The 24,888-nt window shown below is 45.6% G+C and carries 20 protein-coding genes and 4 tRNA genes; 1 reads left to right on the top strand and 23 read right to left on the bottom strand.

Translation table 11 applies throughout. The annotated features are described in order from the left end of the window. The 10 genes from R7E38_RS04470 to pncC form a co-directional block, all read right to left on the bottom strand. Positions 1-73, bottom strand: a tRNA-Arg gene (locus tag R7E38_RS04470). A gap of 85 nt (positions 74-158) precedes the next feature. Then, a tRNA-Ser gene (locus R7E38_RS04465) sits at positions 159-250 on the bottom strand. A gap of 29 nt (positions 251-279) precedes the next feature. Then, a tRNA-Arg gene (locus tag R7E38_RS04460) sits at positions 280-356 on the bottom strand. Positions 357-386: 30 nt separating this feature from the next. Then, positions 387-478, bottom strand: a tRNA-Ser gene (locus tag R7E38_RS04455). Between the two features lie 334 nt (positions 479-812). Next, positions 813-1,010 carry a carbon storage regulator CsrA gene (gene csrA, locus R7E38_RS04450; RefSeq protein WP_004415691.1) on the bottom strand — a complete coding sequence of 66 codons (198 nt, stop codon included), beginning with the start codon at positions 1,008-1,010 and terminating at the stop codon, positions 813-815. 92 nt (positions 1,011-1,102) lie between these two features. Further along, on the bottom strand, positions 1,103-2,290 hold the full coding sequence (locus tag R7E38_RS04445; RefSeq protein WP_226083672.1) for an aspartate kinase: 1,188 nt from the start codon (positions 2,288-2,290) through the stop codon (positions 1,103-1,105). Between the two features lie 212 nt (positions 2,291-2,502). Continuing rightward, complete coding sequence (gene alaS, locus R7E38_RS04440) at positions 2,503-5,085, bottom strand: alanine--tRNA ligase (RefSeq protein ID WP_226083673.1); 2,583 nt, start codon at positions 5,083-5,085, stop codon at positions 2,503-2,505. Positions 5,086-5,227: 142 nt separating this feature from the next. After that, the gene (gene recX / locus R7E38_RS04435; protein ID WP_025768848.1) at positions 5,228-5,695 is read right to left on the bottom strand and encodes a recombination regulator RecX; all 468 of its coding nucleotides are present in this window, start codon (positions 5,693-5,695) and stop codon (positions 5,228-5,230) included. 127 nt (positions 5,696-5,822) lie between these two features. Continuing rightward, a complete protein-coding gene (recA, locus tag R7E38_RS04430) occupies positions 5,823-6,866 on the bottom strand; it encodes a recombinase RecA (RefSeq protein ID WP_005380874.1) in 1,044 nt (347 codons plus the stop codon). Between the two features lie 200 nt (positions 6,867-7,066). Next, the gene (gene pncC, locus R7E38_RS04425; RefSeq protein WP_017633544.1) at positions 7,067-7,549 is read right to left on the bottom strand and encodes a nicotinamide-nucleotide amidase; all 483 of its coding nucleotides are present in this window, start codon (positions 7,547-7,549) and stop codon (positions 7,067-7,069) included. 84 nt (positions 7,550-7,633) lie between these two features. On the opposite strand from pncC, the gene mutS reads away from it, so the two are divergent. Beyond that, positions 7,634-10,195: a DNA mismatch repair protein MutS gene (gene mutS / locus R7E38_RS04420; protein ID WP_104979687.1), complete on the top strand. Its 2,562-nt coding sequence runs from the start codon at positions 7,634-7,636 to the stop codon at positions 10,193-10,195. A gap of 82 nt (positions 10,196-10,277) precedes the next feature. Here mutS and rpoS read toward each other — a convergent pair whose 3' ends face one another. The 13 genes from rpoS to rlmD all read right to left on the bottom strand — a co-directional run bounded on the left by rpoS (position 10,278) and on the right by rlmD (position 24,844). Continuing rightward, a complete protein-coding gene (rpoS, locus tag R7E38_RS04415) occupies positions 10,278-11,264 on the bottom strand; it encodes an RNA polymerase sigma factor RpoS (RefSeq protein ID WP_005380887.1) in 987 nt (328 codons plus the stop codon). 80 nt (positions 11,265-11,344) lie between these two features. Then, a complete protein-coding gene (locus R7E38_RS04410) occupies positions 11,345-12,268 on the bottom strand; it encodes a peptidoglycan DD-metalloendopeptidase family protein (protein WP_017633546.1) in 924 nt (307 codons plus the stop codon). Between the two features lie 13 nt (positions 12,269-12,281). Further along, positions 12,282-12,908, bottom strand: a complete 627-nt coding sequence (locus tag R7E38_RS04405) for a protein-L-isoaspartate(D-aspartate) O-methyltransferase (RefSeq protein ID WP_005380892.1) — start codon at positions 12,906-12,908, stop codon at positions 12,282-12,284. Further along, the gene (gene surE / locus R7E38_RS04400; RefSeq protein ID WP_047103164.1) at positions 12,908-13,684 is read right to left on the bottom strand and encodes a 5'/3'-nucleotidase SurE; all 777 of its coding nucleotides are present in this window, start codon (positions 13,682-13,684) and stop codon (positions 12,908-12,910) included. Before surE ends, R7E38_RS04405 begins: the two co-directional genes overlap by 1 nt. After that, positions 13,684-14,727, bottom strand: a complete 1,044-nt coding sequence (gene truD / locus R7E38_RS04395; RefSeq protein ID WP_213905020.1) for a tRNA pseudouridine(13) synthase TruD — start codon at positions 14,725-14,727, stop codon at positions 13,684-13,686. The genes surE and truD overlap by 1 nt, the downstream gene beginning before the upstream one ends. A gap of 45 nt (positions 14,728-14,772) precedes the next feature. After that, a complete protein-coding gene (gene ispF, locus R7E38_RS04390; protein WP_005380896.1) occupies positions 14,773-15,249 on the bottom strand; it encodes a 2-C-methyl-D-erythritol 2,4-cyclodiphosphate synthase in 477 nt (158 codons plus the stop codon). A gap of 14 nt (positions 15,250-15,263) precedes the next feature. Next, positions 15,264-15,971 (bottom strand): 2-C-methyl-D-erythritol 4-phosphate cytidylyltransferase, encoded by a 708-nt coding sequence (gene ispD, locus R7E38_RS04385; RefSeq protein WP_213905019.1) that lies wholly within the window; start codon positions 15,969-15,971, stop codon positions 15,264-15,266. Between the two features lies 1 nt (position 15,972). After that, positions 15,973-16,254, bottom strand: coding sequence for a cell division protein FtsB (gene ftsB, locus R7E38_RS04380; RefSeq protein ID WP_005380907.1), 282 nt, complete (start codon positions 16,252-16,254; stop codon positions 15,973-15,975). Positions 16,255-16,802: 548 nt separating this feature from the next. Then, entirely contained in the window at positions 16,803-18,104 is a 1,302-nt protein-coding gene (eno, locus tag R7E38_RS04375; RefSeq protein WP_005383785.1) for a phosphopyruvate hydratase, read from the bottom strand. 78 nt (positions 18,105-18,182) lie between these two features. Then, a complete protein-coding gene (locus tag R7E38_RS04370) occupies positions 18,183-19,823 on the bottom strand; it encodes a CTP synthase (RefSeq protein WP_021034029.1) in 1,641 nt (546 codons plus the stop codon). 205 nt (positions 19,824-20,028) lie between these two features. Next, positions 20,029-20,832, bottom strand: a complete 804-nt coding sequence (mazG, locus tag R7E38_RS04365; protein ID WP_005383780.1) for a nucleoside triphosphate pyrophosphohydrolase — start codon at positions 20,830-20,832, stop codon at positions 20,029-20,031. Between the two features lie 349 nt (positions 20,833-21,181). Continuing rightward, positions 21,182-23,401, bottom strand: coding sequence for a GTP diphosphokinase (relA, locus tag R7E38_RS04360; protein WP_005380915.1), 2,220 nt, complete (start codon positions 23,399-23,401; stop codon positions 21,182-21,184). A 123-nt stretch (positions 23,402-23,524) separates the two neighbouring features. Next, on the bottom strand, positions 23,525-24,844 hold the full coding sequence (rlmD, locus tag R7E38_RS04355) for a 23S rRNA (uracil(1939)-C(5))-methyltransferase RlmD (RefSeq protein WP_213867355.1): 1,320 nt from the start codon (positions 24,842-24,844) through the stop codon (positions 23,525-23,527). Between the last annotated feature and the right edge of the window lie 44 nt (positions 24,845-24,888).

The raw sequence follows: 24,888 nt of genomic DNA, 5'->3' as shown, positions 1-24,888 counted from the left end.
GCGTCCTGGAGGATTCGAACCTCCGACCGCCTGGTTCGTAGCCAGGTACTCTATCCAGCTGAGCTAAGGACGCGCAGATCTTCTTGCTAAGAAGTTGTGAAGTAAATCACATTCATTTCTTACGAAACAAAAAAAAGGCCATCGGGCCAGTCAATGAATGGCGGTGAAGGAGGGATTCGAACCCTCGATACGGGATAAACCGTATACTCCCTTAGCAGGGGAGCGCCTTCAGCCTCTCGGCCACCTCACCGTTTTCATTGTTATATCTCAAAAGAGATATGGCGCGTCCTGGAGGATTCGAACCTCCGACCGCCTGGTTCGTAGCCAGGTACTCTATCCAGCTGAGCTAAGGACGCACTTTTGTTGATAAATCAACGTTGCAAGAATGGCGGTGAAGGAGGGATTCGAACCCTCGATACGGGATAAACCGTATACTCCCTTAGCAGGGGAGCGCCTTCAGCCTCTCGGCCACCTCACCGTCTTGCGGAGGCACATATTACGTTTTACCGAAAATATGTCAAACACTTTCTTTGAAAAAATCTACGAAACTGGCTTAACCGTTGCTGATTTAATCAAAGTGACTATTAAACGAACTTTATCACTCTATTATGATGAAAAAAAGAGAGTCTTCTCTGAAAAAAAGACATTTATTTTCAAATAACTTTCTGAAGTTCGAATCAACATTATTGATGAATTCACAGCCATACTCAACACAATAGTTTCTGCAAATTTTCAAAAACAGTAAAAACTAAAAAGGCCAACCCTTCGGTTAGCCTTTTTCATTCAAACTAAGCTCTGTAAACAGGAGCGACTTAGTAGTTACCTGAAGCAACGTTGCCATTGCCTTTTTCAGCTTGAATGCGCATGTAGATTTCTTCACGGTGAACTGAAACCTCTTTCGGAGCGTTAACGCCGATACGCACTTGGTTACCTTTAACACCTAGTACAGTTACAGTCACTTCATCACCAATCATCAGTGTTTCGCCTACGCGGCGAGTCAAAATTAGCATTCTTTGCTCCTTGAGTAATCTCTAAATTTTCTTGCTACAAAGCTATTATCCAACAAAAGTTATATTTTCGTAAACTACCTTGTTAGCGAAAATCAGCCTAAAAAGGCATGTTTTTGTTGAATGTTTAATGCTTCACTAGACGTAATGTAAGCATCATGCAGAATGTTTGCTGCTGTATCCACACATTCGGGTGCTAAAACTAGCATCATAGTGAGTGCATTCGTTGCGCTGAAATTGATCTCAATATCTCGCTTTGCCAACAAATCGCATGCGTGCTCTACCATTCCATTGGCCTCAAGCCCCACTGCGGTCAACAGGCTTACCACTTCACTATTACGGATTTTGTCGCTGAACACCAGATCGAACTTGGCACATGCATCTTGTTTTATCATGATACCTGCCCGTTCTGTTTCCTCGATCACATTCCAAATGTCGATACCCAACATCTGACATTGTTTTGTAGCACTAGATAAATGTTCTTTATCGACTTCGATTATGGCAAGGTCACGTTGAATGGCTATACCAGAGACGGCTTGATTGCCTAACTCCCCCTTTACCAGACTGCCTTCATTAACATCAAATGTCGAAAGCACGCGCAGTGGCACATTATTCTTCCATGCAAATTGCACTGAAGGTAAATGTAATACTTTCGCGCCTCGGCTTGCCATCGCTTCCATGGAAGGAAAATCGATAACCGCCAATTTTCGCGCGTTTTTCACTACACGTGGGTCACAAGTATAAATACCATCAACGTCGGTAAAGATTTGACACTCATCAGCGCGCAATGCGCCTGCCAGTGCCACTGCGCTCGTATCTGAGCCACCTCGACCTAATGTGGTGATATCCCCGTTCTCATTCACACCTTGAAAGCCTGCAACAATCACGATTTGGTCTTGCTCAAGCAATCCCAGAATTGTCTTAGTATCAATGTGTTTAATCGTTGCGTCATTGTGTTGATTATCCGTCACAATATTCGCCTGTGCTCCGGTAAGCGAGCGTGCAGCATGACCCAATTTATTGAGTGTCATTGCTAACAGTGCCATTGACACTTGCTCACCAGCAGAGAGCAAAACATCAAGTTCTCGAGCTGTAGGCACGCTATCTATCTGTTTAGCGAGGCCCATCAGTCTGTTTGTTTCGCCTGACATTGCAGACACGACAACAACAACTTGATTGCCATCATTTTTCGCCTTAATGATGTGTTCAGCAACTTGGTGGATTCTTTCAATTGAACCCACAGAGGTTCCGCCAAACTTTTGCACGATAAGGGGCTTTTTCACCAGTCTTCACCTTCCCAAGACCGAAGTCTCTTTAGAACTGCTTACATCGTCAGTATTTCCTTTTAGAAAAATTATATAAGCAGTAGTTACAACAAAAACCAAATAGCCTAAATGACTCGGTTAACTTTTAGTCAATTAAACCACTTGGCTGCTAAAAAAAATTACGCTCAATCAAAGAAACTTGATTGAGCGTAATTTTAGTAGTTAAAAGCTTATAAGCGCTCTTCTAACCAAGGCTGAACTGTTTTAATTGCCTCTGGTAGTGCGGCTACATCAGTACCACCAGCTTGAGCCATGTCAGGACGACCACCGCCCTTACCACCGACTTGCTCAGCAATCATCTTAACTAGATCACCAGCTTTTACTTTACCAGTTAGATCTTTAGTCACACCAGCAATCAGGCCAACCTTGTCACCTGTTACGTTAGCAAGCAGTACGACACCAGACCCCATTTGGTTCTTAATGTCATCAACCATAGTACGTAGGTTCTTGCTGTCAGCGCCTTCAAGAGCTGCGACTAGAACTTTTGTACCATTGACTTCAACCGCTTTGCCCATGATGTTAGCGCTTTCTGCTGCCGCCATCTTATCTTTTAGCTTCTGCACTTCTTTCTCTAGCGCTTTTGCTTTCTGTGCAGATTCTGCCAGTTTCTCTTCGTACTTCGCGTTTTGAGCTTCAATCGCGTCTAATGCAGCCTCGCCTGTTACCGCCTCAATACGTCGAATACCTGCAGCAATGCCGCTTTCTGAAGTGATTTTGAATAGGCCAATATCACCTGTGCTTGATGCGTGAATACCACCGCAAAGCTCTGTCGAGAAGTCACCCATAGACAGTACGCGTACTTCGTCATCGTACTTCTCACCAAACAGTGCCATTGCGCCTTTCTTCTTAGCAGACTCAATGTCCATCACGTTGGTTTCAATCGTGTGGTTGCGACGAATTTGCGCGTTAACTAGACGCTCAACTTCTTTCAGTTCTGCTGCAGTTACGGCTTCTAGGTGTGAGAAGTCGAAACGTAGGTTGTCTGCCTTCACCAATGAGCCTTTCTGCGTTACGTGCTCACCTAAAACTTGGCGTAGTGCTGCGTGTAGCAAGTGCGTTGCTGAGTGGTTTAGAGAGATAGCTGCGCGACGCTCTGCGTCAACGATAGTTGCTACTTCATCACCTTTCGCTAGAACGCCTTCTGCCATTACACCGTGGTGCGCGATTGCGTTACCTAGTTTTTGAGTGTCCTCAACGCGGAATACACCAGACTCAGTACGGATTTCACCAGCGTCACCACACTGACCGCCTGACTCTGCGTAGAATGGTGTTTCACCAAGTACGATGATTGCTTTGTCGCCCACAGATAGCGAATCTACTTCGTTGCCTTCAACGAACATCGCTGCTACAGAACTAGAGCCTTTAGTACCTGTGTAACCACAGAATTCTGTTTGCGTATCAACTTTGATTGCTGCGTTATAGTCAGTACCGAAGTTACCCGCTTCACGCGCACGTTGACGCTGCTCTTCCATCGCTTTCTCGAAACCTTCTTCGTCGATTGCGAACTCACGCTCACGTGCTACGTCGTTAGTTAAGTCAGCTGGGAAGCCGTAAGTATCGTAAAGTTTAAATACGGTTTCGCCGTCTAGTACTTTACCGTCTAGGTTATCTAGTGCTTCGTTTAGAATCGCCATACCGCGCTCAAGTGTACGACCAAAGTTTTCTTCTTCGATACGCAGTACTTTTTCAACCACAGCTTGTTGACGCTTCAGCTCTTCACCAGCCGTACCCATGATGTCAGCTAGAACGCCAACCAACTTGTGGAAGAATGCACCTTGTGCGCCCAGCTTGTTACCGTGACGAACTGCGCGACGGATGATACGGCGTAATACGTAACCACGACCTTCGTTTGAAGGCATAACGCCATCCACGATCAGGAATGAACATGAACGGATGTGGTCAGCGATAACGCGTAGTGATTGGTTTGATAGGTCTTCGTAACCGATCACTTCTGCTGCTGCTTTGATAAGAGCTTGGAACACATCGATTTCGTAGTTTGAGTGAACTCCCTGCATGATTGCAGAGATACGCTCGATACCCATACCAGTATCTACCGATGGTTTTGGTAGCGGTTCCATAGTGCCGTCTGCGTGACGGTTGAACTGCATGAATACGTTGTTCCAGATCTCGATGAAACGGTCGCCATCTTCTTCAGGCGTGCCAGGACGACCACCCCAGATGTGCTCACCGTGATCGTAGAAGATTTCAGTACATGGACCACAAGGGCCAGTGTCGCCCATTTGCCAGAAGTTATCAGACTCGTACGGCTTGCCGCCTTCTTTGTCACCAATGCGAACAATACGATCAGCGGGCACGCCAACTTTCTTGTTCCAGATGTCAAACGCTTCGTCATCGGTTTCGTAAACAGTTACCAATAAACGATCCGCTGGCAGTTTAAGAACTTCGGTTAAGAATTCCCAAGCAAAGGAGATCGCATCTTCTTTGAAGTAATCGCCAAAGCTGAAGTTGCCTAACATTTCAAAGAATGTGTGGTGACGAGCAGTAAAGCCAACATTTTCTAGGTCGTTATGTTTACCACCAGCACGTACGCAACGCTGAGCCGTAGTCGCTCGAGTGTAGGCTCGTTTTTCTAAGCCTAAGAAACAATCTTTAAATTGGTTCATACCTGCGTTTGTGAACAACAGGGTTGGGTCGTTATGTGGAACTAACGATGAACTTTCTACGATTTGGTGTCCTTTGCTCTCAAAGAACTTGAGGAACGCGTTACGAACCTCATCAGTGCTCATGTACATGCAGCTCTTCCTGAAAATAGTCGAGTTAGAATTTTGCCGTATTGTAGATCATGCAAACAGCTGAGACTAGTTTTCTTGAGGAAAAGAGGGAGTAGGAGAAAAAATTTGAAGCAAAACAAAAATCAGCGCAATTGGATCAACGCTAATCTTGGTCTTCAAAGGCAAGCGCATAGCTAATTTGGTCGAAACTGTAGCCTCGGTATTGTAGAAAACGGACTTGTTTTGCGTATTCTTTTTGGTCCTTGGCTTTGACGCCTTTGAATTTCTTTTCTGCCGCCTGTTTAGCCAGTTCAAACCAATCTTGCGGCTCTTCAGCCATAGCTTGCTCAATCACCGATTCCGCAACACGCTTCTGGTTTAACTCTTGACGAATTCGACGCTCTCCATGTCCTTTGTATACATGCTGTCTAATTTGACTCTTCGCGTAACGTAAATCATCTAAATAGTTATGGTCTAGGCAAAAATTAATTGCGATGTCGATGTCTGATTCTTCATAGCCCTTCATCGATAATTTTTGGTAAAGCTCATACTGACCATGATCGCGACGGCTAAGCAATTGTATAGCAGCCTCTTTGCTCGATAATGTTGGCGCCTGGCGTTTTTGGTACATGATGATCCTAAAAGTATTTTTGCTGTACAGGCTCTCAATGGCCTTTGTGATAATTCGATTTTTGATTTCAATAGATACAACAAAGCCCCGCATTGCAGGGCTTTGTCATTTATTAATCTATGAGAGATTAAAACTCTTCAGCTTGCTCTGGCGCTTCACCAGCTTCAGGCGCTTCCGCAAGTGCTGGCGCTAGCAACATTTCACGCAGTTTTGTATCGATAGTTTTAGCCACTTCAGGGTGCTCACGCAGGTAGTTACACGCATTCGCTTTACCTTGACCAATCTTATCGCCATTGTAGCTATACCAAGCACCGGCTTTTTCAACTAACTTGTGCTTCACACCTAGATCGACAAGTTCACCTTCGCGGTTAAAGCCTTGGCCGTACATGATTTGTGTGTTTGCTTCTTTAAATGGTGCTGCAATCTTATTCTTAACAACTTTGATGCGCGTTTCGTTACCTACGACTTCGTCACCTTCTTTGATTGCGCCAGTACGACGGATATCTAGACGAACAGAAGCGTAGAACTTAAGTGCGTTACCACCTGTTGTTGTTTCTGGGTTACCAAACATCACACCAATCTTCATACGGATTTGGTTGATGAAGATACACATACAGTTAGACTGCTTTAGGTTACCCGTTAGCTTACGCATTGCTTGAGAAAGCATACGTGCTTGCAGACCCATGTGGCTATCGCCCATTTCGCCTTCGATTTCTGCTTTCGGTGTTAGCGCTGCAACAGAGTCGACAACCATAACATCGATAGCACCAGAACGTGCAAGTGCGTCACAGATCTCTAGCGCTTGCTCACCTGTGTCTGGCTGAGAAACTAGCAATGCATCGATATCTACGCCAAGTTTCTTCGCGTATACAGGATCTAGAGCGTGCTCTGCATCGATAAACGCACAAGTTTTGCCTTCACGTTGCGCAGCAGCAATAAGCTCAAGCGTTAATGTTGTTTTACCTGAAGATTCTGGGCCGTAGATTTCTACGATACGACCCATTGGTAGACCACCAGCACCCAAAGCGATATCAAGAGAAAGAGAACCCGTTGAGATGGTTTCTACGTCCATTGCGCGGTTATCACCAAGGCGCATGATAGAGCCTTTACCGAATTGCTTTTCAATTTGACCTAGCGCAGCGGCGAGCGCTTTCTGTTTGTTCTCGTCCATTACTTTCTCCGATTTATTCATCTTCTTTGGGCGACGAATAGTAATTCATTTTTCTTAAGCAGAAGAACTGCTCAGCAATGAAAGTCATTATACTGTTGATTCATACAGTGTCCATACCTGTATGAAAAAAATTTGGCTGACCTAAAGTCGTGATTTGCTCTAGCCCTTATCAATGCTGGGCTAAAACAATTTAAGAAATTCTAGAGTAGATGTTGATACAATTGAGTCAGCGCATGCTCGACCGCTTTTTTGCGAACTTCTGCACGGTCACCAGTAAAATGCATGGTTTCGACTTGCTGCCAACTTTGGTTATCAGCAAAAGCAAAGCAGACCATGCCGACTGGTTTCTCTTCACTGCCACCACCCGGCCCTGCAATACCACTGATGGACACACCGATGGTCGCATTGGAGTTTTTAATTGCACCCTGTACCATTTCAATCACAACTGGCTCACTCACTGCACCATGCGCTTCTAACGTTGAAGCTTGCACACCAAGCATCTCCATTTTCGCTTCATTACTGTAGGTGACAAACGCACGGTCAAGCCACGCTGAACTACCAGCAATGTCAGTAATGGCGGTTGCAACACCACCACCTGTGCATGATTCTGCGGTCGTTAAAAGATGCCCGTGTTTAGCCAATAATGCGCCTAAATCGGCACTCAATTTTGTTGTTTTTTCCATAGCCAAAATGCCCTTTGTCTCTTTTTACTTGATAGGGATTCACGTATCCTAAGCCGCTACGGAAATAAACAAAAGAACTTACCTGTGAAAGCTGAACAAAAACACACTCCGATGATGCAGCAATACCTCAAGCTAAAGGCTGAGAACCCAGAGATTTTGCTGTTCTACCGCATGGGCGATTTCTACGAACTCTTTTACGATGATGCCAAGCGAGCTTCTCAGCTTCTTGATATTTCATTGACCAAACGTGGTGCGTCTGCAGGTGAACCTATCCCAATGGCGGGTGTGCCATTTCACGCCGTAGAGGGTTACCTGGCAAAACTTGTTCAGCTTGGTGAGTCTGTGGCGATCTGTGAACAGATTGGCGATCCGGCCACCAGCAAGGGACCGGTAGAACGTAAAGTTGTGCGTATCGTGACACCAGGTACTGTGACGGATGAAGCGCTGCTTTCTGAGCGTGTCGATAACTTAATCGCAGCAATTTACCATCACAACGGTAAGTTCGGTTATGCGACGCTGGATGTCACCTCTGGTCGCTTCCAACTGACAGAACCAGAAACTGAAGAAGCGATGACAGCCGAGCTTCAACGCACTGCACCACGTGAGCTACTGTTCCCAGAAGATTTTGAACCTGTACATTTAATGGCGAGCCGCAATGGTAACCGTCGTCGCCCAGTCTGGGAGTTTGAGCTTGATACGGCTAAGCAACAACTCAATCAACAATTTGGCACAAAAGATCTGGTTGGTTTTGGTGTAGAACATGCGTCCTTAGGGTTATGTGCTGCTGGTTGTTTGATCCAGTACGTAAAAGATACTCAACGTACGGCTTTACCTCATATTCGCTCTTTAACGTTTGATCATCAGGATCAATCCGTCATCCTTGATGCTGCTACCCGACGTAATCTGGAAATTACTCAAAATCTAGCAGGCGGAACCGATAACACGCTCGCTGCAGTACTCGACCATTGTGCTACTCCGATGGGCAGCCGAATGCTGAAGCGTTGGTTGCATCAGCCTATGCGTTGCATTGAAACGTTAAACAATCGTCTTGATGCGATTGGTGAGATTAAAGAACAAGCTCTGTTTGCCGATCTTCAACCAACGTTAAAGCAAATTGGTGATATTGAACGTATCTTAGCGCGCCTTGCATTACGCTCTGCTCGCCCTCGCGATATGGCTAGACTTCGCAATGCCATGCAACAGCTACCAGAGCTAGAATCTGTCACCGCTTCTTTGACCCATCCGTACCTAACGAAATTGGCGAAGTATGCAGCTCCGATTGACGAAGTATGTGACCTGTTAGAGCGCGCGATTAAAGAAAATCCGCCGGTTGTTATTCGTGATGGTGGCGTCATCGCTGAAGGCTACAATGCGGAGCTCGATGAATGGCGAAAATTGGCAGACGGTGCAACAGAATATCTTGAGCAGCTTGAGCGAGATGAGCGTGAACGACACGGTATCGATACGCTTAAAGTAGGCTATAACAACGTTCATGGCTTCTTTATCCAAGTGAGCCGTGGCCAGAGCCATTTGGTTCCACCGCATTATGTACGTCGCCAAACACTCAAAAACGCTGAACGCTACATCATCCCAGAGCTTAAGGAACACGAAGACAAAGTACTTAACTCGAAATCTAAAGCGTTAGCACTTGAGAAACAGTTGTGGGAAGAACTGTTTGATCTATTGATGCCAAACCTTGAGAAGCTGCAAAACCTAGCTTCTGCTCTGTCTCAACTGGATGTATTACAAAACCTAGCAGAGCGTGCAGATTCGTTAGATTACTGCCGCCCAACGCTTGTGAAAGACGCAGGAATTCACATTCAAGCTGGTCGTCATCCAGTCGTAGAACAAGTAACAACAGAGCCGTTCATCGCGAACCCAATTGAGCTGAACCCAGCCCGTAAGATGTTGATCATTACCGGTCCAAACATGGGTGGTAAATCAACCTACATGCGTCAAACTGCGCTGATTGCATTGATGGCACATATCGGCTCTTATGTACCGGCAGAATCCGCACAGATTGGTTCTTTAGATCGTATATTTACTCGTATTGGTGCGTCAGATGATCTTGCATCTGGCCGCTCGACCTTCATGGTAGAAATGACCGAAACAGCCAATATTCTTCACAACGCAACTAAGAATAGTTTGGTGCTAATGGATGAAATCGGACGCGGTACTAGTACTTACGACGGTCTGTCTTTAGCTTGGGCAAGTGCGGAATGGCTCGCAACACAAATTGGTGCGATGACTCTATTTGCAACCCACTACTTCGAATTAACAGAGTTACCAAGCCAGCTGCCAAACTTAGCGAACGTTCACTTGGATGCCGTAGAACATGGAGATAGCATTGCCTTTATGCACGCAGTTCAAGAAGGTGCGGCAAGTAAGTCTTACGGTCTGGCTGTTGCGGGCTTAGCAGGCGTACCAAAAACGGTCATCAAAAATGCGCGTAACAAGCTATCTCAGCTAGAGCTACTGGGGCAAAACAGTGACACACCACGTCCAAGTGCAGTAGATGTGGCTAACCAGTTGAGCCTGATTCCAGAGCCTAGCGAGGTCGAACAAGCTCTGTCAGGTATTGACCCTGACGACTTAACGCCACGCCAAGCTCTTGAAGAGCTGTATCGCTTGAAGAAGATGCTGTAAACAGACTCACACCGACGAGCAAAAAAGAAAAAAGGCTATGGGGAACCATAGCCTTTTGTGTATCTAGTGAAATACGGATTATTTAATCGTCTTCTACGTTAAACAAGTTTTCCATATTCAAACCTTGTTTGATTAGGACTTCACGAAGACGACGTAAACCTTCCACTTGTATTTGACGTACTCGCTCACGTGTCAGACCAATCTCTCGACCAACTTCTTCCAGCGTCGAAGGCTCATAGCCTAGTAGGCCGAAGCGTCGTGCAAGCACTTCTTTCTGTTTCGGATTCAACTCTTCTAACCAATGAATCAACGATGATTTGATGTCGTCATCTTGAGTCGAAACTTCTGGATCAGAGTTGTTTGCATCAGGAATAATATCCAGCAGCGCTTTCTCACCGTCACCACCGATTGGCGTGTCGACAGAGCTAATACGCTCATTAAGGCGTAACATTTTGCTTACGTCTTCGACTGGAATATCTAATTGAGCAGCAATTTCTTCTGCGGTCGGTTCGTGATCGAGCTTTTGAGAAAGTTCACGCGCAGTACGCAGATAAATGTTCAGCTCTTTCACTACATGGATAGGTAGACGGATCGTGCGAGTTTGGTTCATCAACGCTCGCTCTATCGTTTGTCGGATCCACCACGTTGCGTAAGTAGAGAAACGGAAACCACGTTCTGGGTCGAATTTTTCGACCGCTCGGATCAAGCCGAGGTTACCTTCTTCAATCAGATCAAGTAGTGCTAGACCACGGTTACTGTATCGACGAGAAATCTTAACAACCAAACGTAGGTTACTTTCGATCATACGTTTGCGTGCCGCTTCGTCGCCACGTAGGGCGCGTCTTGCGTAAAGCACTTCTTCTTCGGCAGTAAGTAAAGGTGAGAAGCCAATTTCGCCCAAATACAACTGAGTTGCATCTAAGCTTTTACTGCTCGCGTCAAATTCTTCACGCGCAGTCGCTTTGCTTTCTGTGGATGATGATCTTTCGAGTTCGTTATCAATGGTCTTCACTGACGCATTGTCAAATGCAAACTCTTCAACTTTGGTTACTGTGTTGCTGATACTCATAACGCCTCCCCCTGGCGAGTTAGCAAGACATGACAACTCAATATGTCGCTAAATGATGTCGCAAGTTGTTTTTCAAAGTTTTAAGGCAAATAGCGTTTTGGATTCACTGATTTACCTTGATAGCGAATTTCAAAGTGTAGTTTGACCGACTTTGCACCTGAACTACCCATGGTGGCGATTTTTTGTCCGCTTTTTACGCTTTGTCCTTCTGTGACCAGCAGTTTGTCATTATGTGCGTATGCGCTTAAATAATTGTCGTTATGCTTTACTATAATTAAGTTGCCATAACCTCGTAGCGCATTGCCTGAATAAACGACTGTGCCGGCTGCGGTTGAAACGATAGGTTGACCACGCTGTCCTGCGATGTCGATACCTTTATTTCCCTGTTCTCCCGCCGAAAAGTTCTTGATTACTCTCCCTTTTGTTGGCCACAACCACTTTGAGACTTTATCACTCTTTGCTGTGGTAGTTGGCGCTTTTTGCTTCACTTTTTGGTTATCTTTTGAACCAACATACTCCTTTGTTTTCGATTGTTCAACCTTCTTTGGAGGCTGTTTTTGTACGACTTTAGGCTTAGTCTCTGTAGGTTTTTGACTAGAGTTTTTACTCGAAGGTTTAGGTTTAGAGGCTGTTGATGTTTTCGTCACTGGAGCTGGGGGGGTCGTAACAACAGGAGCCACAACGGGTTCAACTTTTTGACCATATTTAGGGGCGACATATTTCGGAGCCCAAAGTTTTAGCCTCTGTCCTGGGTAGATAGTGTAAGGCTGAGTTAACTCATTGTAACGAACAAGATCATTTACATCTTTATCTGTGACATAAGCTATGAAGTAAAGCGTATCGCCTTTTTTTACCTCATAATAACTCCCTCTGTAACTCCCTCTTTCAAGGCTTGAATAGTCTTTTTTTAGGCTAGAGACAGGTGCAGGGGAATGCGCTGCACAACCAACTAGTCCTGCAGCAAACACAAAGCTAATACCAATATGACGTAGTAACTTATTCACCTATCCCTAACCCTTAAGCTAAATCACCCGCAACCAGAGGTACGAACCGAACCATTTCTACAACGGTAGAGAGATATTCGTCTCCCTTACGCTCTATTTTTAATAACTGTTGCTCCGTATCTCCAACAGGAATGACCATTTTGCCGCCATCTCTTAATTGTGAGAGAAGAGCTTGGGGAATCACTTCAGCGGCAGCGGTAACAATGATAGCATCGAAAGGACCTCTCGCTTCCCAGCCCTGCCACCCATCAGCATGCTTAGTTGAAACATTGTAAATATCCAATTGCTTCAGGCGACGCTTTGCTTCCCATTGCAACGATTTAATTCGCTCAACGGAGTATACATGATCAACAATTTGCGCCAGTACCGCGGTTTGATAACCCGATCCCGTTCCGATTTCCAGAACACGACTCGCCGGCTCTAGCTCAAGCAACTCGGTCATACGCGCAACGATATAAGGCTGAGAAATAGTTTGTCCCTGACCAATTGGTAACGCATTGTTATCATAGGCTTGGTGCATCATCGCTTGAGAAACAAAGCTTTCTCGTGGCAAGCGTTGGATAGCATCCAGAACTCTTTGGTCTTTGATGCCACTGGAGATAAGAAACGCTATCAACCTGTCAGCATGTGGGTTACTCATTACTTCTCTTCCTTTAACCAACTATCCATAGCACGCAGCGACTCGTGAGCGGTGAGATCAACTTGCAGAGGCGTCATTGAAACTCGGCCATGCTCAATTGCATAAAAGTCCGTGCCCTCTCCTGCATCTTGCTCCTTTCCTGGTGGCCCTAACCAATAAATGTCATGGCCTCTCGGATCTTTCTGCTTGATCATATTCTCTGCGTGATGACGTGCACCTAAACGCGTAACTTCAATTTCACCTAAATTCTCTGATGGTAAGTCAGGCACGTTTACGTTCAGTAGACGATTCGTTGGAATCGGCGACGCTAAATGCTGTTGTACAATGTGACGTGCAATTTTAGCGGCGGATTCGAAATGTCGCTTACCCACTAGAGAAAAAGCCACCGACTGAACGCCAAGGAAATGACCTTCCATGGCGGCTGCTACTGTTCCAGAATAAAGAACATCATCACCCAAATTAGCGCCATGGTTGATTCCTGACAGAACAAGATCAGGCAAATCATCTTTCATTAGCTCATTCAGCGCGAAATGCACACAATCCGTGGGCGTGCCTTGCACTGAGTAGATATTTGGGGCAATTTCAGTCACGCGTAATGGTTGTTCTAATGTGAGTGAATTCGAAGCACCTGAACGATTTCGATCAGGTGCGACAATGGTCACTTCGGCGATATCTCTCAACTCATCAGCGAGGGCATGAATCCCTTGAGCATGAACACCATCATCATTGCTGATTAAGACCCTTAAGGGCTTCGGGTTTCGTGAATCCTGTTCCATTAGTATTCTCTTTCTACTTCAACCTCATTAACTAACTCACGAACAATAGAGGTCGCAAAAGATCCCGCATCCAGTGAGAAAGTCAACGTAATGTTGTTACCTTCAACCGTCCAAGCTAAATCTTTTGGCTTCAGCGCAATATCGCGACGGTCGTGGCGCATGCGATTACCACGAATCAGCGCCATGAGGTCAGGCTCTTCGTCTAAAAACGGTTGCTCTAATGCCAGAGCCTCGGCTTGAGTAGGCAGTGCATTATCGCCAGCAAGCGCAGCGGTAATTGCCGCTTCACCTTGCGCAAACTGCACTTGCAGAGCAGCGATGTTGTTTGCATCAATCAACTGAGTGCCAGAATTCGTCTGTGCAATGTCACCATCAATGAACTTATCAAACACACCATTTTCTAGACGAGCTGAAACGATGTGGTTGAAAATCCACGAACGAGCCGCTGATAAATACATGCTGCGCTTGTTTTGATTGCGGGTACGAACGTTTTCGCGTCCCCATCGACGTGCTTCTTCAAGATTGTTGCCATCGTTACCAAAACGCTGACTACCAAAGTAGTTTGGCACACCAACTTGTTTCACTTTTTCAAGACGTTGCTCTACATCCGCTATATCTGTCACTTCAGACAAAGTAACCACGAACTCGTTCCCTACTAGGTCACCAGGACGCAGTTTTTTATTGTGACGATCTGTTGCAAGGATTTCGATACTTGGGTATTGAGCCAAAAACGCTGAAAAATCTGGCGTTTCACCTTTTGGTAAATGGACACTTAACCACTGTTCCGTCACCGCATGACGGTCTTTAAGACCCGCCCAGCTAACGTCTTTCGACTTAACACCACAGGCTTTTGCTAACTCGTTAGCAACGAAGCTGGTGTTCTCACCCGTTTTACGGATACGAACCATTAGGTGCTCGCCTTCGCCAGTAAAGGCAAAACCTAAATCTTCGCGAACCTGAAAGTGCTCTGGCTGCGCTTTGATTTTTGCCGATGCAACTGGCTTACCCGTTAGGTAAGCCAATGAAGATAAAATGTCTGACATGATGTGTTTCCGCTGATATCACAGCTTAGAGGAGCAAATTGCTAGTTATTGCTTAAACAGAAGTACAACGGCTTCCGTTGCAATGCCTTCTTTGCGTCCAGTAAAACCGAGACGTTCTGTCGTCGTCGCTTTTACGTTAATGTTACTAATGTCGGTTTCTAGGTCTTCGGCTATCGCCGCACACATTGCGTCAATGTGTGGTGCCATTTTAGGCGCTTGTGCCATGATGGTTACATCAGCATTGCCGAGACGGTAACCTTGCTCTTTGACTCGACGGTAAACGTCTTTCAGTAATTCACGACTGTTTGCGCCTTTCCATTTATCATCCGTATCTGGGAAATGACGACCAATATCGCCGGCAGCAATCGCGCCCAGCAGAGCATCCGTTAACGCATGCAACGCTACATCGCCATCTGAGTGTGCAATCAAACCTTGCTCATAAGGGATTGCTACACCACCAATAATGACCGGGCCTTCACCACCGAATTTATGTACATCGAAACCATGACCAATTCGAATCATTTTCTATCCTTTCTTTATTCGCCGCGCTCACGGCTTAGATAAAACTCGGCTAACGCAAGGTCTTCTGGCTGAGTGATTTTTATATTGTTCGCATTCCCTTGAACTAAGGCTGGCTTCTCGCCTAACCACTCCAAAGCCGAGGCTTCATCGGTAATGGTTACACCCTGTTCTAATGCGTCAGCCAGTGCTTGAGTAAGCTGCTGAGTTTTAAACATTTGTGGAGTCAGTGCATGCCACAATGCTTCTCTATCTACCGTATGATCGATATCTTGTACTGCGTTTGCTCGCTTCATTGTATCTCTCACAGGAGATGCGAGAATGCCACCCGTTGAGCGGGCGCAGCAAACATCAATCAAACGGTCAATGTCGGATGTTAATACACATGGCCTTGCAGCATCGTGGACTAACACCCACTCGCTTTCCAGATGCTCATTGACATAGTTTAGCCCTGATAACACAGAGTCTGCTCTTTCTTTACCACCAGCTACACGAATCACATCTGGGTGCTTAGCAATGGACAATTCTGGGTAATATGGGTCGCCGTCAGTAATGGCAACGACCACCTTAGAAATATTTGGGTGAGAAAGCAGTTTCTCTACGGTATGTTCCAGTACCGCCTTACCTTCGATCAATAAATATTGCTTAGGGCGATCTGCCTTCATTCTGCTACCCACACCAGCAGCAGGCACAATTGCGATATGCGATGAGTTCATATCCAACATTTTAATGGTTTTCCTCACCTATAATGCGGTAAAAAGTCTCGCCATCTTTAACTAAACCGAGCTCATGACGCGCACGTTCTTCAATCGCATCAAGACCTTGCCTTAAATCATCAATCTCAGCGAACATTTCATTGTTGCGAGCTTGTAGCTTGCTGTTCACTTGTTGCTGAACTTCAATTTCATCTTTTACTGTGTAGTAGTCAGACACTCCGTTTTTACCAAACCATAGAGTGTATTGAAGCAAGCCAAACAGTAGCGTAAGGGCTATAACAAAGATTCGCATATCGCTGCTAACATTCTGTACCGGAAGGAATTAGATAAGGTGACATATATAGCATAAATGCGAGGTTGCCTCTAGGGGAGAAAGGGAGACTCACACGCTCCTTACAAGAAATAAGCAGCAAAATGAAACAAGCTCATGGGAAGCGAACCTTACCCATGACCAAAGTAAGACCCCAAAATACAAATCTATAAATACAAAAAAACGCCGTAGCGAGGGTTTCAAAAAGCTATTTAGCGAAACTTTACTCAATAAGAATTAAGCTTGACCTTTTACTTCTTTGAGACCACTTCCTTGAAACATGGAGGAGTGCGCTCACTTAGCGCTTCCGTTGTATAAAAAAACGCCCCGCAAGTGTGAGGCGTTTTCAAAAGCTTTAAGTTAAGCCGTTAACTCAGTTAAGAATTAAGCTTGATCTTTAACTTCTTTAAGACCGCTTCCTTGAAACATGGAGGAGCGCGCTCACTTAGCGCTTCCGTTATATAAAAAAACACCCCGCCAAAGCAGGGTGTTTTAAAAGCTTTAAGTTAAGCTGCTAATTCAGTGAAGAATTAAGCTTGACCTTTAACTTCTTTAAGACCGTTGAAAGGAGCGCGCTCACCTAGAGCTTCCTCGATACGGATTAGCTGGTTGTACTTAGCAACACGGTCAGAACGGCTCATAGAACCAGTTTTGATTTGACCTGCTGCTGTACCTACCGCTAGGTCAGCGATAGTTGCATCTTCAGTTTCGCCAGAACGGTGAGAGATTACTGCTGTGTAACCTGCGTCTTTAGCCATCTTGATTGCAGCTAGAGTCTCAGTTAGAGAACCGATTTGGTTGAACTTGATAAGGATAGAGTTAGCTACGCCTTTCTCGATACCTTCAGCAAGGATCTTAGTGTTAGTAACGAATAGATCGTCACCTACTAGTTGAAGCTTGTCACCTAGTAGTTCAGTTTGGTGCTTGAAGCCATCCCAGTCAGACTCGTCTAGACCATCTTCGATAGAAACGATTGGGAATTGGTTAGCTAGCTCAGCTAGGTAGTGGTTGAACTCTTCAGAAGTGAAAGTTTTACCTTCGCCTTTCATGTTGTAGATGCCAGCTTCTTTGTCGAAGAACTCAGATGCAGCACAGTCCATAGCTAGAGTAACGTCTTTACCTAGTTCGTAACCAGCAGCTGCAACAGCTTCTGCGATAACTTCTAGAGCTTCAGCGTTAGATTTAAGGTTAGGAGCGAAACCACCTTCATCACCAACTGCAGTGCTGTAGCCTTTAGACTTAAGAACTTTAGCTAGGTTGTGGAATACTTCTGCACCGATACGTAGACCTTCTTTAAGAGTCTTAGCGCCAACTGGTTGGATCATGAACTCTTGGATGTCAACGTTGTTGTCTGCGTGCTCGCCACCGTTGATGATGTTCATCATTGGTAGAGGCATAGAGAACTGACCTGCAGTGCCGTTTAGCTCAGCGATGTGCTCGTATAGAGGCATGCCTTTCGCAGCAGCAGCAGCTTTAGCGTTTGCTAGAGAAACAGCTAGGATAGCGTTAGCACCGAATTTAGATTTGTTTTCAGTGCCGTCTAGTTCGATCATTACTGCGTCGATTGCAGCTTGGTCTTTAGCGTCTTTGCCAACTAGAGCTTCAGCGATTGGGCCGTTTACAGCTTCAACTGCTTTAAGAACACCTTTACCTAGGAAACGTGCTTTGTCACCGTCACGTAGCTCAAGAGCTTCGCGAGAACCAGTAGATGCGCCAGATGGAGCTGCCGCCATACCTACGAAACCGCCTTCTAGGTGTACTTCAGCTTCTACAGTTGGGTTACCACGTGAGTCGATGATTTCACGACCTAGAACTTTAACGATCTTAGACATTAATGTTTCCTCTCGTTTCAAATATAAATGTCAATCTTAAAGGGCCGCAGCACAACCTTCGCCGCCGCCCGTATCCTTTTACTTCTCGAATTCGCCGCGTGCGTTTTGGCCCGCAGCCTTAACAAAACCTGCAAACAATGGATGTCCATCGCGAGGAGTCGAGGTGAATTCTGGGTGGAACTGAGCCGCTACAAACCATGGGTGAGCTGGGTTCTCAATCATTTCCACTAACTTCTTGTCCGCAGATAGACCTGATACTTTTAGGCCTGCTTTTTCGATTTGCGGACGAAGCACGTTATTCACTTCGTAACGGTGACGGTGACGTTCATGGATCGTCGCGCTACCGTACAGTTCACGAGCTTTAGTCCCTTTCTCTAGGTGACACAACTGTGAACCAAGACGCATCGTACCGCCTAGGTCAGACTTTTCAGTACGCTCTTCTACGCTACCTGATTCGTCTACCCACTCTGTGATCAAACCTACCACAGGGTACTTAGTCTCTTTGTTAAATTCTGTTGAATGTGCACCTTCCATACCCGCAACGTTACGCGCGTATTCGATTAGTGCAACTTGCATACCCAAACAAATACCTAGGTAAGGCACGTTATTTTCACGTGCATATTGAGCCGCACGGATCTTGCCTTCAATACCACGATCGCCGAAGCCACCTGGTACTAGGATTGCGTCCAAACCTTCTAGAAGTTCAACGCCTTTTGTTTCGATATCTTGTGAGTCTACATACTTAATTGTGACGCTTAGGCGGTTTTTCAAGCCAGCGTGTTTAAGCGCTTCGTTCACAGATTTGTATGCATCTGGTAATTCAATGTATTTACCAACCATACCGATGGTTACTTCACCAGTAGGATTTGCTTCTTCGTAGATAACCTGTTCCCATTCAGAAAGGTCTGCTTCAGGAGCAGTAATACCAAAGCGAGCACACACAAGGTCATCTAGCCCTTGAGATTTAATCAACTGAGGGATCTTGTAGATAGAGTCTACATCCTTCATTGAAATTACTGCTTTTTCTGGAACATTACAGAACAGTGCGATTTTTTTACGCTCATTCGCAGGAATAACGCGATCGCTACGGCAAACTAGGATGTCTGGCTGAATACCGATAGATAGAAGTTCTTTTACAGAGTGTTGCGTCGGCTTAGTTTTCACTTCGCCCGCTGCCGCTAGGTAAGGAACAAGTGTTAGGTGCATGAACATTGCGCGCTCACGGCCTAGCTCAACAGCTAGCTGACGAATCGCTTCCATAAATGGTAGTGATTCGATATCACCAACAGTACCGCCAACTTCAACGATAGCCACATCATGGCCTTCAGAACCTGCAATAACGCGATCTTTGATTGCGTTAGTGATATGAGGGATAACTTGAATAGTTGCGCCTAGGTAGTCACCACGACGTTCTTTACGAAGTACGTCGGCATAAACACGACCTGCAGTGAAGTTGTTACGCTTGGTCATCTTGGTACGGATGAAACGCTCGTAGTGACCAAGGTCAAGGTCAGTCTCTGCGCCATCTTCTGTAACGAACACTTCACCGTGCTGAGTAGGGCTCATTGTGCCCGGGTCAACGTTGATGTAAGGGTCAAGCTTCATCATAGTCACTTTAAGACCACGAGCTTCTAGAATAGCCGCAAGAGATGCTGCTGCAATACCTTTACCTAGAGAGGATACAACCCCGCCAGTAACAAAAATGTAATTTGTCGTCATGTTTAACCTGAAATTGGTTGAATGAGGGAAATGGAGTGCTTCTGGACGGGAGATAAATATACCAGAAGCTCCTTACCGCCACAACGTGAAATCTATCACACCGTAATTTTTTATTTTTTGCTTCAAATCAAAGTGAGCAAAGACAAACCAAAGTCCGTTTTCGTGTAACCAAACAAGCTGACCTTATATTATGTATTCTGCCAGTTTACCTCTGCCTCGATTCTTCTTGTTTTACTTCATCCCAAAAATGGTCAAGTTCTGATAAAGAACAATCTGTAAGTACTTTGCCTGACTGCTGGACCTTGCCTTCAACTTGTTTAAAACGTCGCGCAAACTTTACGTTTGCTTTTCCTAGCGCGACTTCTGGGTTTTTATCAAGGTGGCGAGCCAAATTGACAGTCGCAAATAGCAAATCACCGAGCTCCAACTCAACTTTCTCTTCATCGGGCTGAACTTGCAGTGCCTCTTCCATGACTTCGTCAATTTCTTCTCGTACTTTATCGACAACCGGGCCAAGTGAATCCCAATCAAACCCAAATTTTGCACATTTTTTCTGAATTTTTGTAGCACGAGAAAGTGCCGGTAAAGAGTTTGGTATTGAGTCTAGGATACTTTCTTCCGCTTTGCCTACTAGGGCTTTTTCTTTTGCTTTTTCCGCTTCCCAGTTCGCGTTAATTTCCTCGTCAGATTCAAACTCAACATCTGAAAAAACATGCGGGTGGCGACGAGTCAGTTTTTCGTTCACGGTTTCGACGACATCCGAAAAGTCGAACAGCTCTTGCTCTTTCGCTAGCTGACTGTAAAAAATCACCTGAAACAACAAATCCCCTAGCTCTTCTTTTAGATTGGGCCAATCTCGATTTTGAATCGCGTCCACCACCTCGTAGGTTTCTTCTATTGTATGCGGAACGATGGTGTCAAAGGTTTGTTTTAAGTCCCAAGGGCAACCGTTTTCGGGGTCACGCAGCTTCGCCATGATTTGTTCTAACTGTTCAATTGGATGACTCATTTTTTGTTCCTTTAAACCTTTCTATTAAAGAAAAAGGTGAGCAGCCAAAACCACTCACCTTCTACATTATATTTTCTCAGCAGCTTTCACTAAGTAATTGTTACTTTGACAAGGCAACAAGTTTTCGCGACTCCTGAGCATAGCCTACTATGTGATGCCCCTGAGCCGGCACGTCGGAATAAGTGCAGCTAACGCAGATAAAAAGCCAAATATGACGCAAGTGTAACTCTGTAAATAGTTGAAGTTGTAGCTAGGCGACAAACAAACGAGACTCCTGAGCATGGTTCACCATGTGATGGAGCGAGTGCGTGCAGTCAACAACGCTACAACGATAACTATGACGAGAGTTTTAGCCGAGGCGTTTCACCGTCATGACATCCTTGATCTGTTCCACACGTTTCGAAACCCGCGAAAGCACCTCAATATTGGTGACTTCTAGGTCAAAGTCCATGATGGCAAGTTGACGTCTGTAGTCGACTCGGTTCTTCATACTGGTCACTTTGATCTTTTCGTTGGCGAACAGTGTCGTAATGTCTTTGAGTAGACCACCTCGCTCCATCGCTTCAACACGCACGGTGAGGATGTATGACCCCACAAAGCCGCTGCCCCAGACTGTATCGATGATGCGCTCTGGCGCATGATGGCGCAGTTCTTCTAGCTGTTCACAGTCACTACGGTGTACTGAAATCCCACGACCTTGCGTTATGTAACCAGAGATATCGTCACCTGGAATTGGCTGACAGCAACGTGCTAGATGTGTCATTAGGTTATCGACGCCTTCTACTACAACTGCGTCTTTTTTTGGTCGGCTTTGCGCGGGTGATTTATGCTCAGCTTCTTGCAGTTTTTCCAGTGCTTGCTGGTCTTCTTCCTCTGCCGTTGGCTTGTTAACTAACGCGTTGATATGGTTAATGATTTGGTTGATGCGCAAATCACCGCTACCTACCCCAACATACAATTCATCTGGTGTTTTGACGTTAAACCGCTTGAGGGCGTAATGCTCTGCATCTTTTAACGTTGCGCCAATTTTGGCTAACTCATGCTCAAGGATTTCACGACCTGCTTCGAGGTTCTTCTCACGGCTTTGTTTTCGGAACCAGGCGTTAATTTTGGCACGCGCACGACCAGAATGAACGAAGCCTAATGATGGGTTTAACCAGTCACGTGATGGGTTAGGTTCTTTCTGAGTGATAATCTCGACTTGGTCACCCATATGTAATTTATGCGTGAATGGCACAATACGACCTCCGACTTTGGCACCGATACAACGGTGTCCCACTTCGGAGTGAATGTGATAGGCAAAATCTAGCGGCGTTGCCCCCATTGGCAAATCGACAACATCACCACGTGGTGTAAAGGCATAAACACGGTCATCAAAGACTTGGCTACGCAGTTCATCGAGCATTTCGCCAGAGTCAGACATTTCTTCTTGCCAATCCAGTAGCTTACGCAGCCACGTGATCTTCTCATCATAACCGCTTCGGCTGCTTGCCCCTTCTTTATATTTCCAGTGCGCTGCAACCCCCAGTTCCGACTCTTCATGCATTTGCTTGGTACGAATCTGGATCTCGATAGTTTTGCCTTCTGGCCCTAGAATTACTGTATGGATCGATTGATAACCGTTTGGTTTAGGGTTAGCAACGTAGTCATCAAACTCGCTCGGTAGATGCTTGTATTTGGTGTGAACTACGCCTAAAGCCGCGTAACAATCTTGCAGTTTGTCTGCGATGATACGCACTGCTCGCACATCAAACAGCTCATCAAAGGCCAAACTCTTTTTCTGCATTTTTCGCCAAATGCTGTAGATGTGCTTAGGTCGACCACTCACTTCGGCATTGATGCCCGACACTTCCATTTCGTGCGTGAGGTCTTCAACAAAGTCTTTGATGTACTGTTCACGAACGATGCGCCTCTCAGAAAGCTGTTTGGCAATTTGTTTGTAAGTTTCCGGTTGTTGGTAGCGGAAAGCGTAATCTTCAATTTCCCATTTCAGCTGACCGATGCCTAATCGGTTTGCTAGCGGCGCATAGATGTTGGCACACTCTTTTGCCGCCGCACGTCGAACTTCATCTGGCGCTTTTTTAACTTCAATAAGGTTACAAATTCGTTCCGCGAGCTTGATAACTACGCAGCGGAAGTCATCCACCATGGCAAGCAGCATGCGGCGTACGTTATCTACCTGAGATGACGCTGCACTGCCTTCCATGTTGACGTTGAGTTGGCCAATAGCAGCCATTTCTTCAACGCCGTCGATTAATTTTATGATTTCTTTGCTGTATTTCTCTTCCAGAATTTCTCTGTTAAAAGCACCACTTGAAACCAAAGGAAACAGTTGAGCAGCCACTAAAGTGGCTTGGTCCATAGACAAGGTGATCAAAATTTCGATCATTTCTCGTCCACGCCACAACAACAGTTCCGCTTGCTCGTTATCAGCTAATACTGTCTGGCAATCTCGATATACTTCGATTAAGCGTGAGGCTGTGTTTTTCTCTTGTCCTAGGCTAGCCACCCAGTTTTCGAGTTCAAACTGTTCATCTTGGTTTAAATGCGCGCTTCTTACCGCAACCATCTCATCATCCTAATTATTATATTCGTGTGGTTTGACTAACACCGTCCAGGTTAGTTCTTTTTACCGCGCGTACACGCTGGCTTTATGACCACCCACCACAAATAAGGGGTCAAAGTCCTAAAGTTAGGACTTTTCAAACAATGCCATCGATTCTAGATGACTGGTATGAGGGAACATATCCAGCATACCTAATTTAGTTAATTTATAGCCTTGCTCTATCAAGCTTTGACTATCCCTAGCAAGGGTAGCAGGATTACAAGAAACATAAACTACACGCTGTGCGCCAAGCTCAGAAACTTGATCGATGATCCCACTCGCTCCCGCGCGTGCCGGGTCTAATAATACTTTATCAAACCGCTCTGCGGCCCAGGCTTGGCCTTCAAAATCTTGCTCAAGGTTAGCGTGATAAAATTGCGCGTTATTGATTTGGTTCAAAGATGCATTGTTTGTGGCTTTTTCTACCATCTCTGCAACACCCTCTACTCCAACCACGTGCTTAGCTAATTTCGCAACTGGTAAACTAAAGTTGCCTAAACCACAGAACAAATCTAACACTCGGTCACTCTTTTGTGGGTCTAACCACTCAACCGCTTGTTTGACCATTTGTTGGTTTACACCTTGGTTTACTTGAATAAAGTTATTTGGTGCAAAAGGGATTTTCACTCCAACTTCTTGATAAAAAGGCATATCGCCTTCGATAAGGTCTAATTGTTCTGTCGATGGCATTAAGTACAACGATGCGCCATGACGTTTTGCCAACTCCGTTAGAGATTGAGTTTCACTCGTTGTCAGAGCGCTCAAGTGGCGCAGCGTAATACACGGCCCATTATCGCCAAGTACCAGCTCTACATGACCTAATTGTTCCGGCTTTTTGAACGCTTTTAGGGCTGAGTAAATCTCTGGCAGCAAAACATTCAGTTCCGGTGCCAGCACTGGGCAATCGGTCACTTGCGCAATTTGCTTACTCTGCTTTTTACGGAAACCAAAATGTAGCTGACGTGTTTTTTTATCAACAAACAAGCTCACTCTCGCACGGCGACGGTAGGCCTGCGAATCTCCCAATAACGGGGCATCTAGTTCAATGTCACTGCCTGAAAATTTTCGCATTAGCTGACGCAACGTTTGCTGTTTGTACGTCAATTGTTGGCCATAATCTAGATGCTGCAAATCACAGCCACCGCACTCATGATAATGTGGGCAAAATGGCTCCACACGAGCTTCACTCGGCTTAAGGATTTTAATCAACTTACCGCGAGCGTATTTGCTCTTTTCTTCCACCAATTGAGTGACCACCTCCTCACCCGGCAGTGCTCCATCAATAAACAATGGCTTCTTTTTGAGGTAAGCAATGCCTGCGCCGTGGTGATCTAAACGCTCTACTTGCACTGCTTGGTGCCGAGTATTGAGTTGGGTTTTCTTTTTCGGTTGAAAGATGCGTGCCATGCTCTATGCCTGATTTATATGTAATTGCTCTTCGGCTTCACTAT

The sequence above is a fragment of the Vibrio sp. Vb2131 genome (assembly GCF_033338535.1).
Lineage (GTDB): Bacteria > Pseudomonadota > Gammaproteobacteria > Enterobacterales > Vibrionaceae > Vibrio > Vibrio alginolyticus.
Note: the sequence above shows the minus strand (reverse complement) of the source record. Positions and strands in the feature narration are given on the sequence as shown.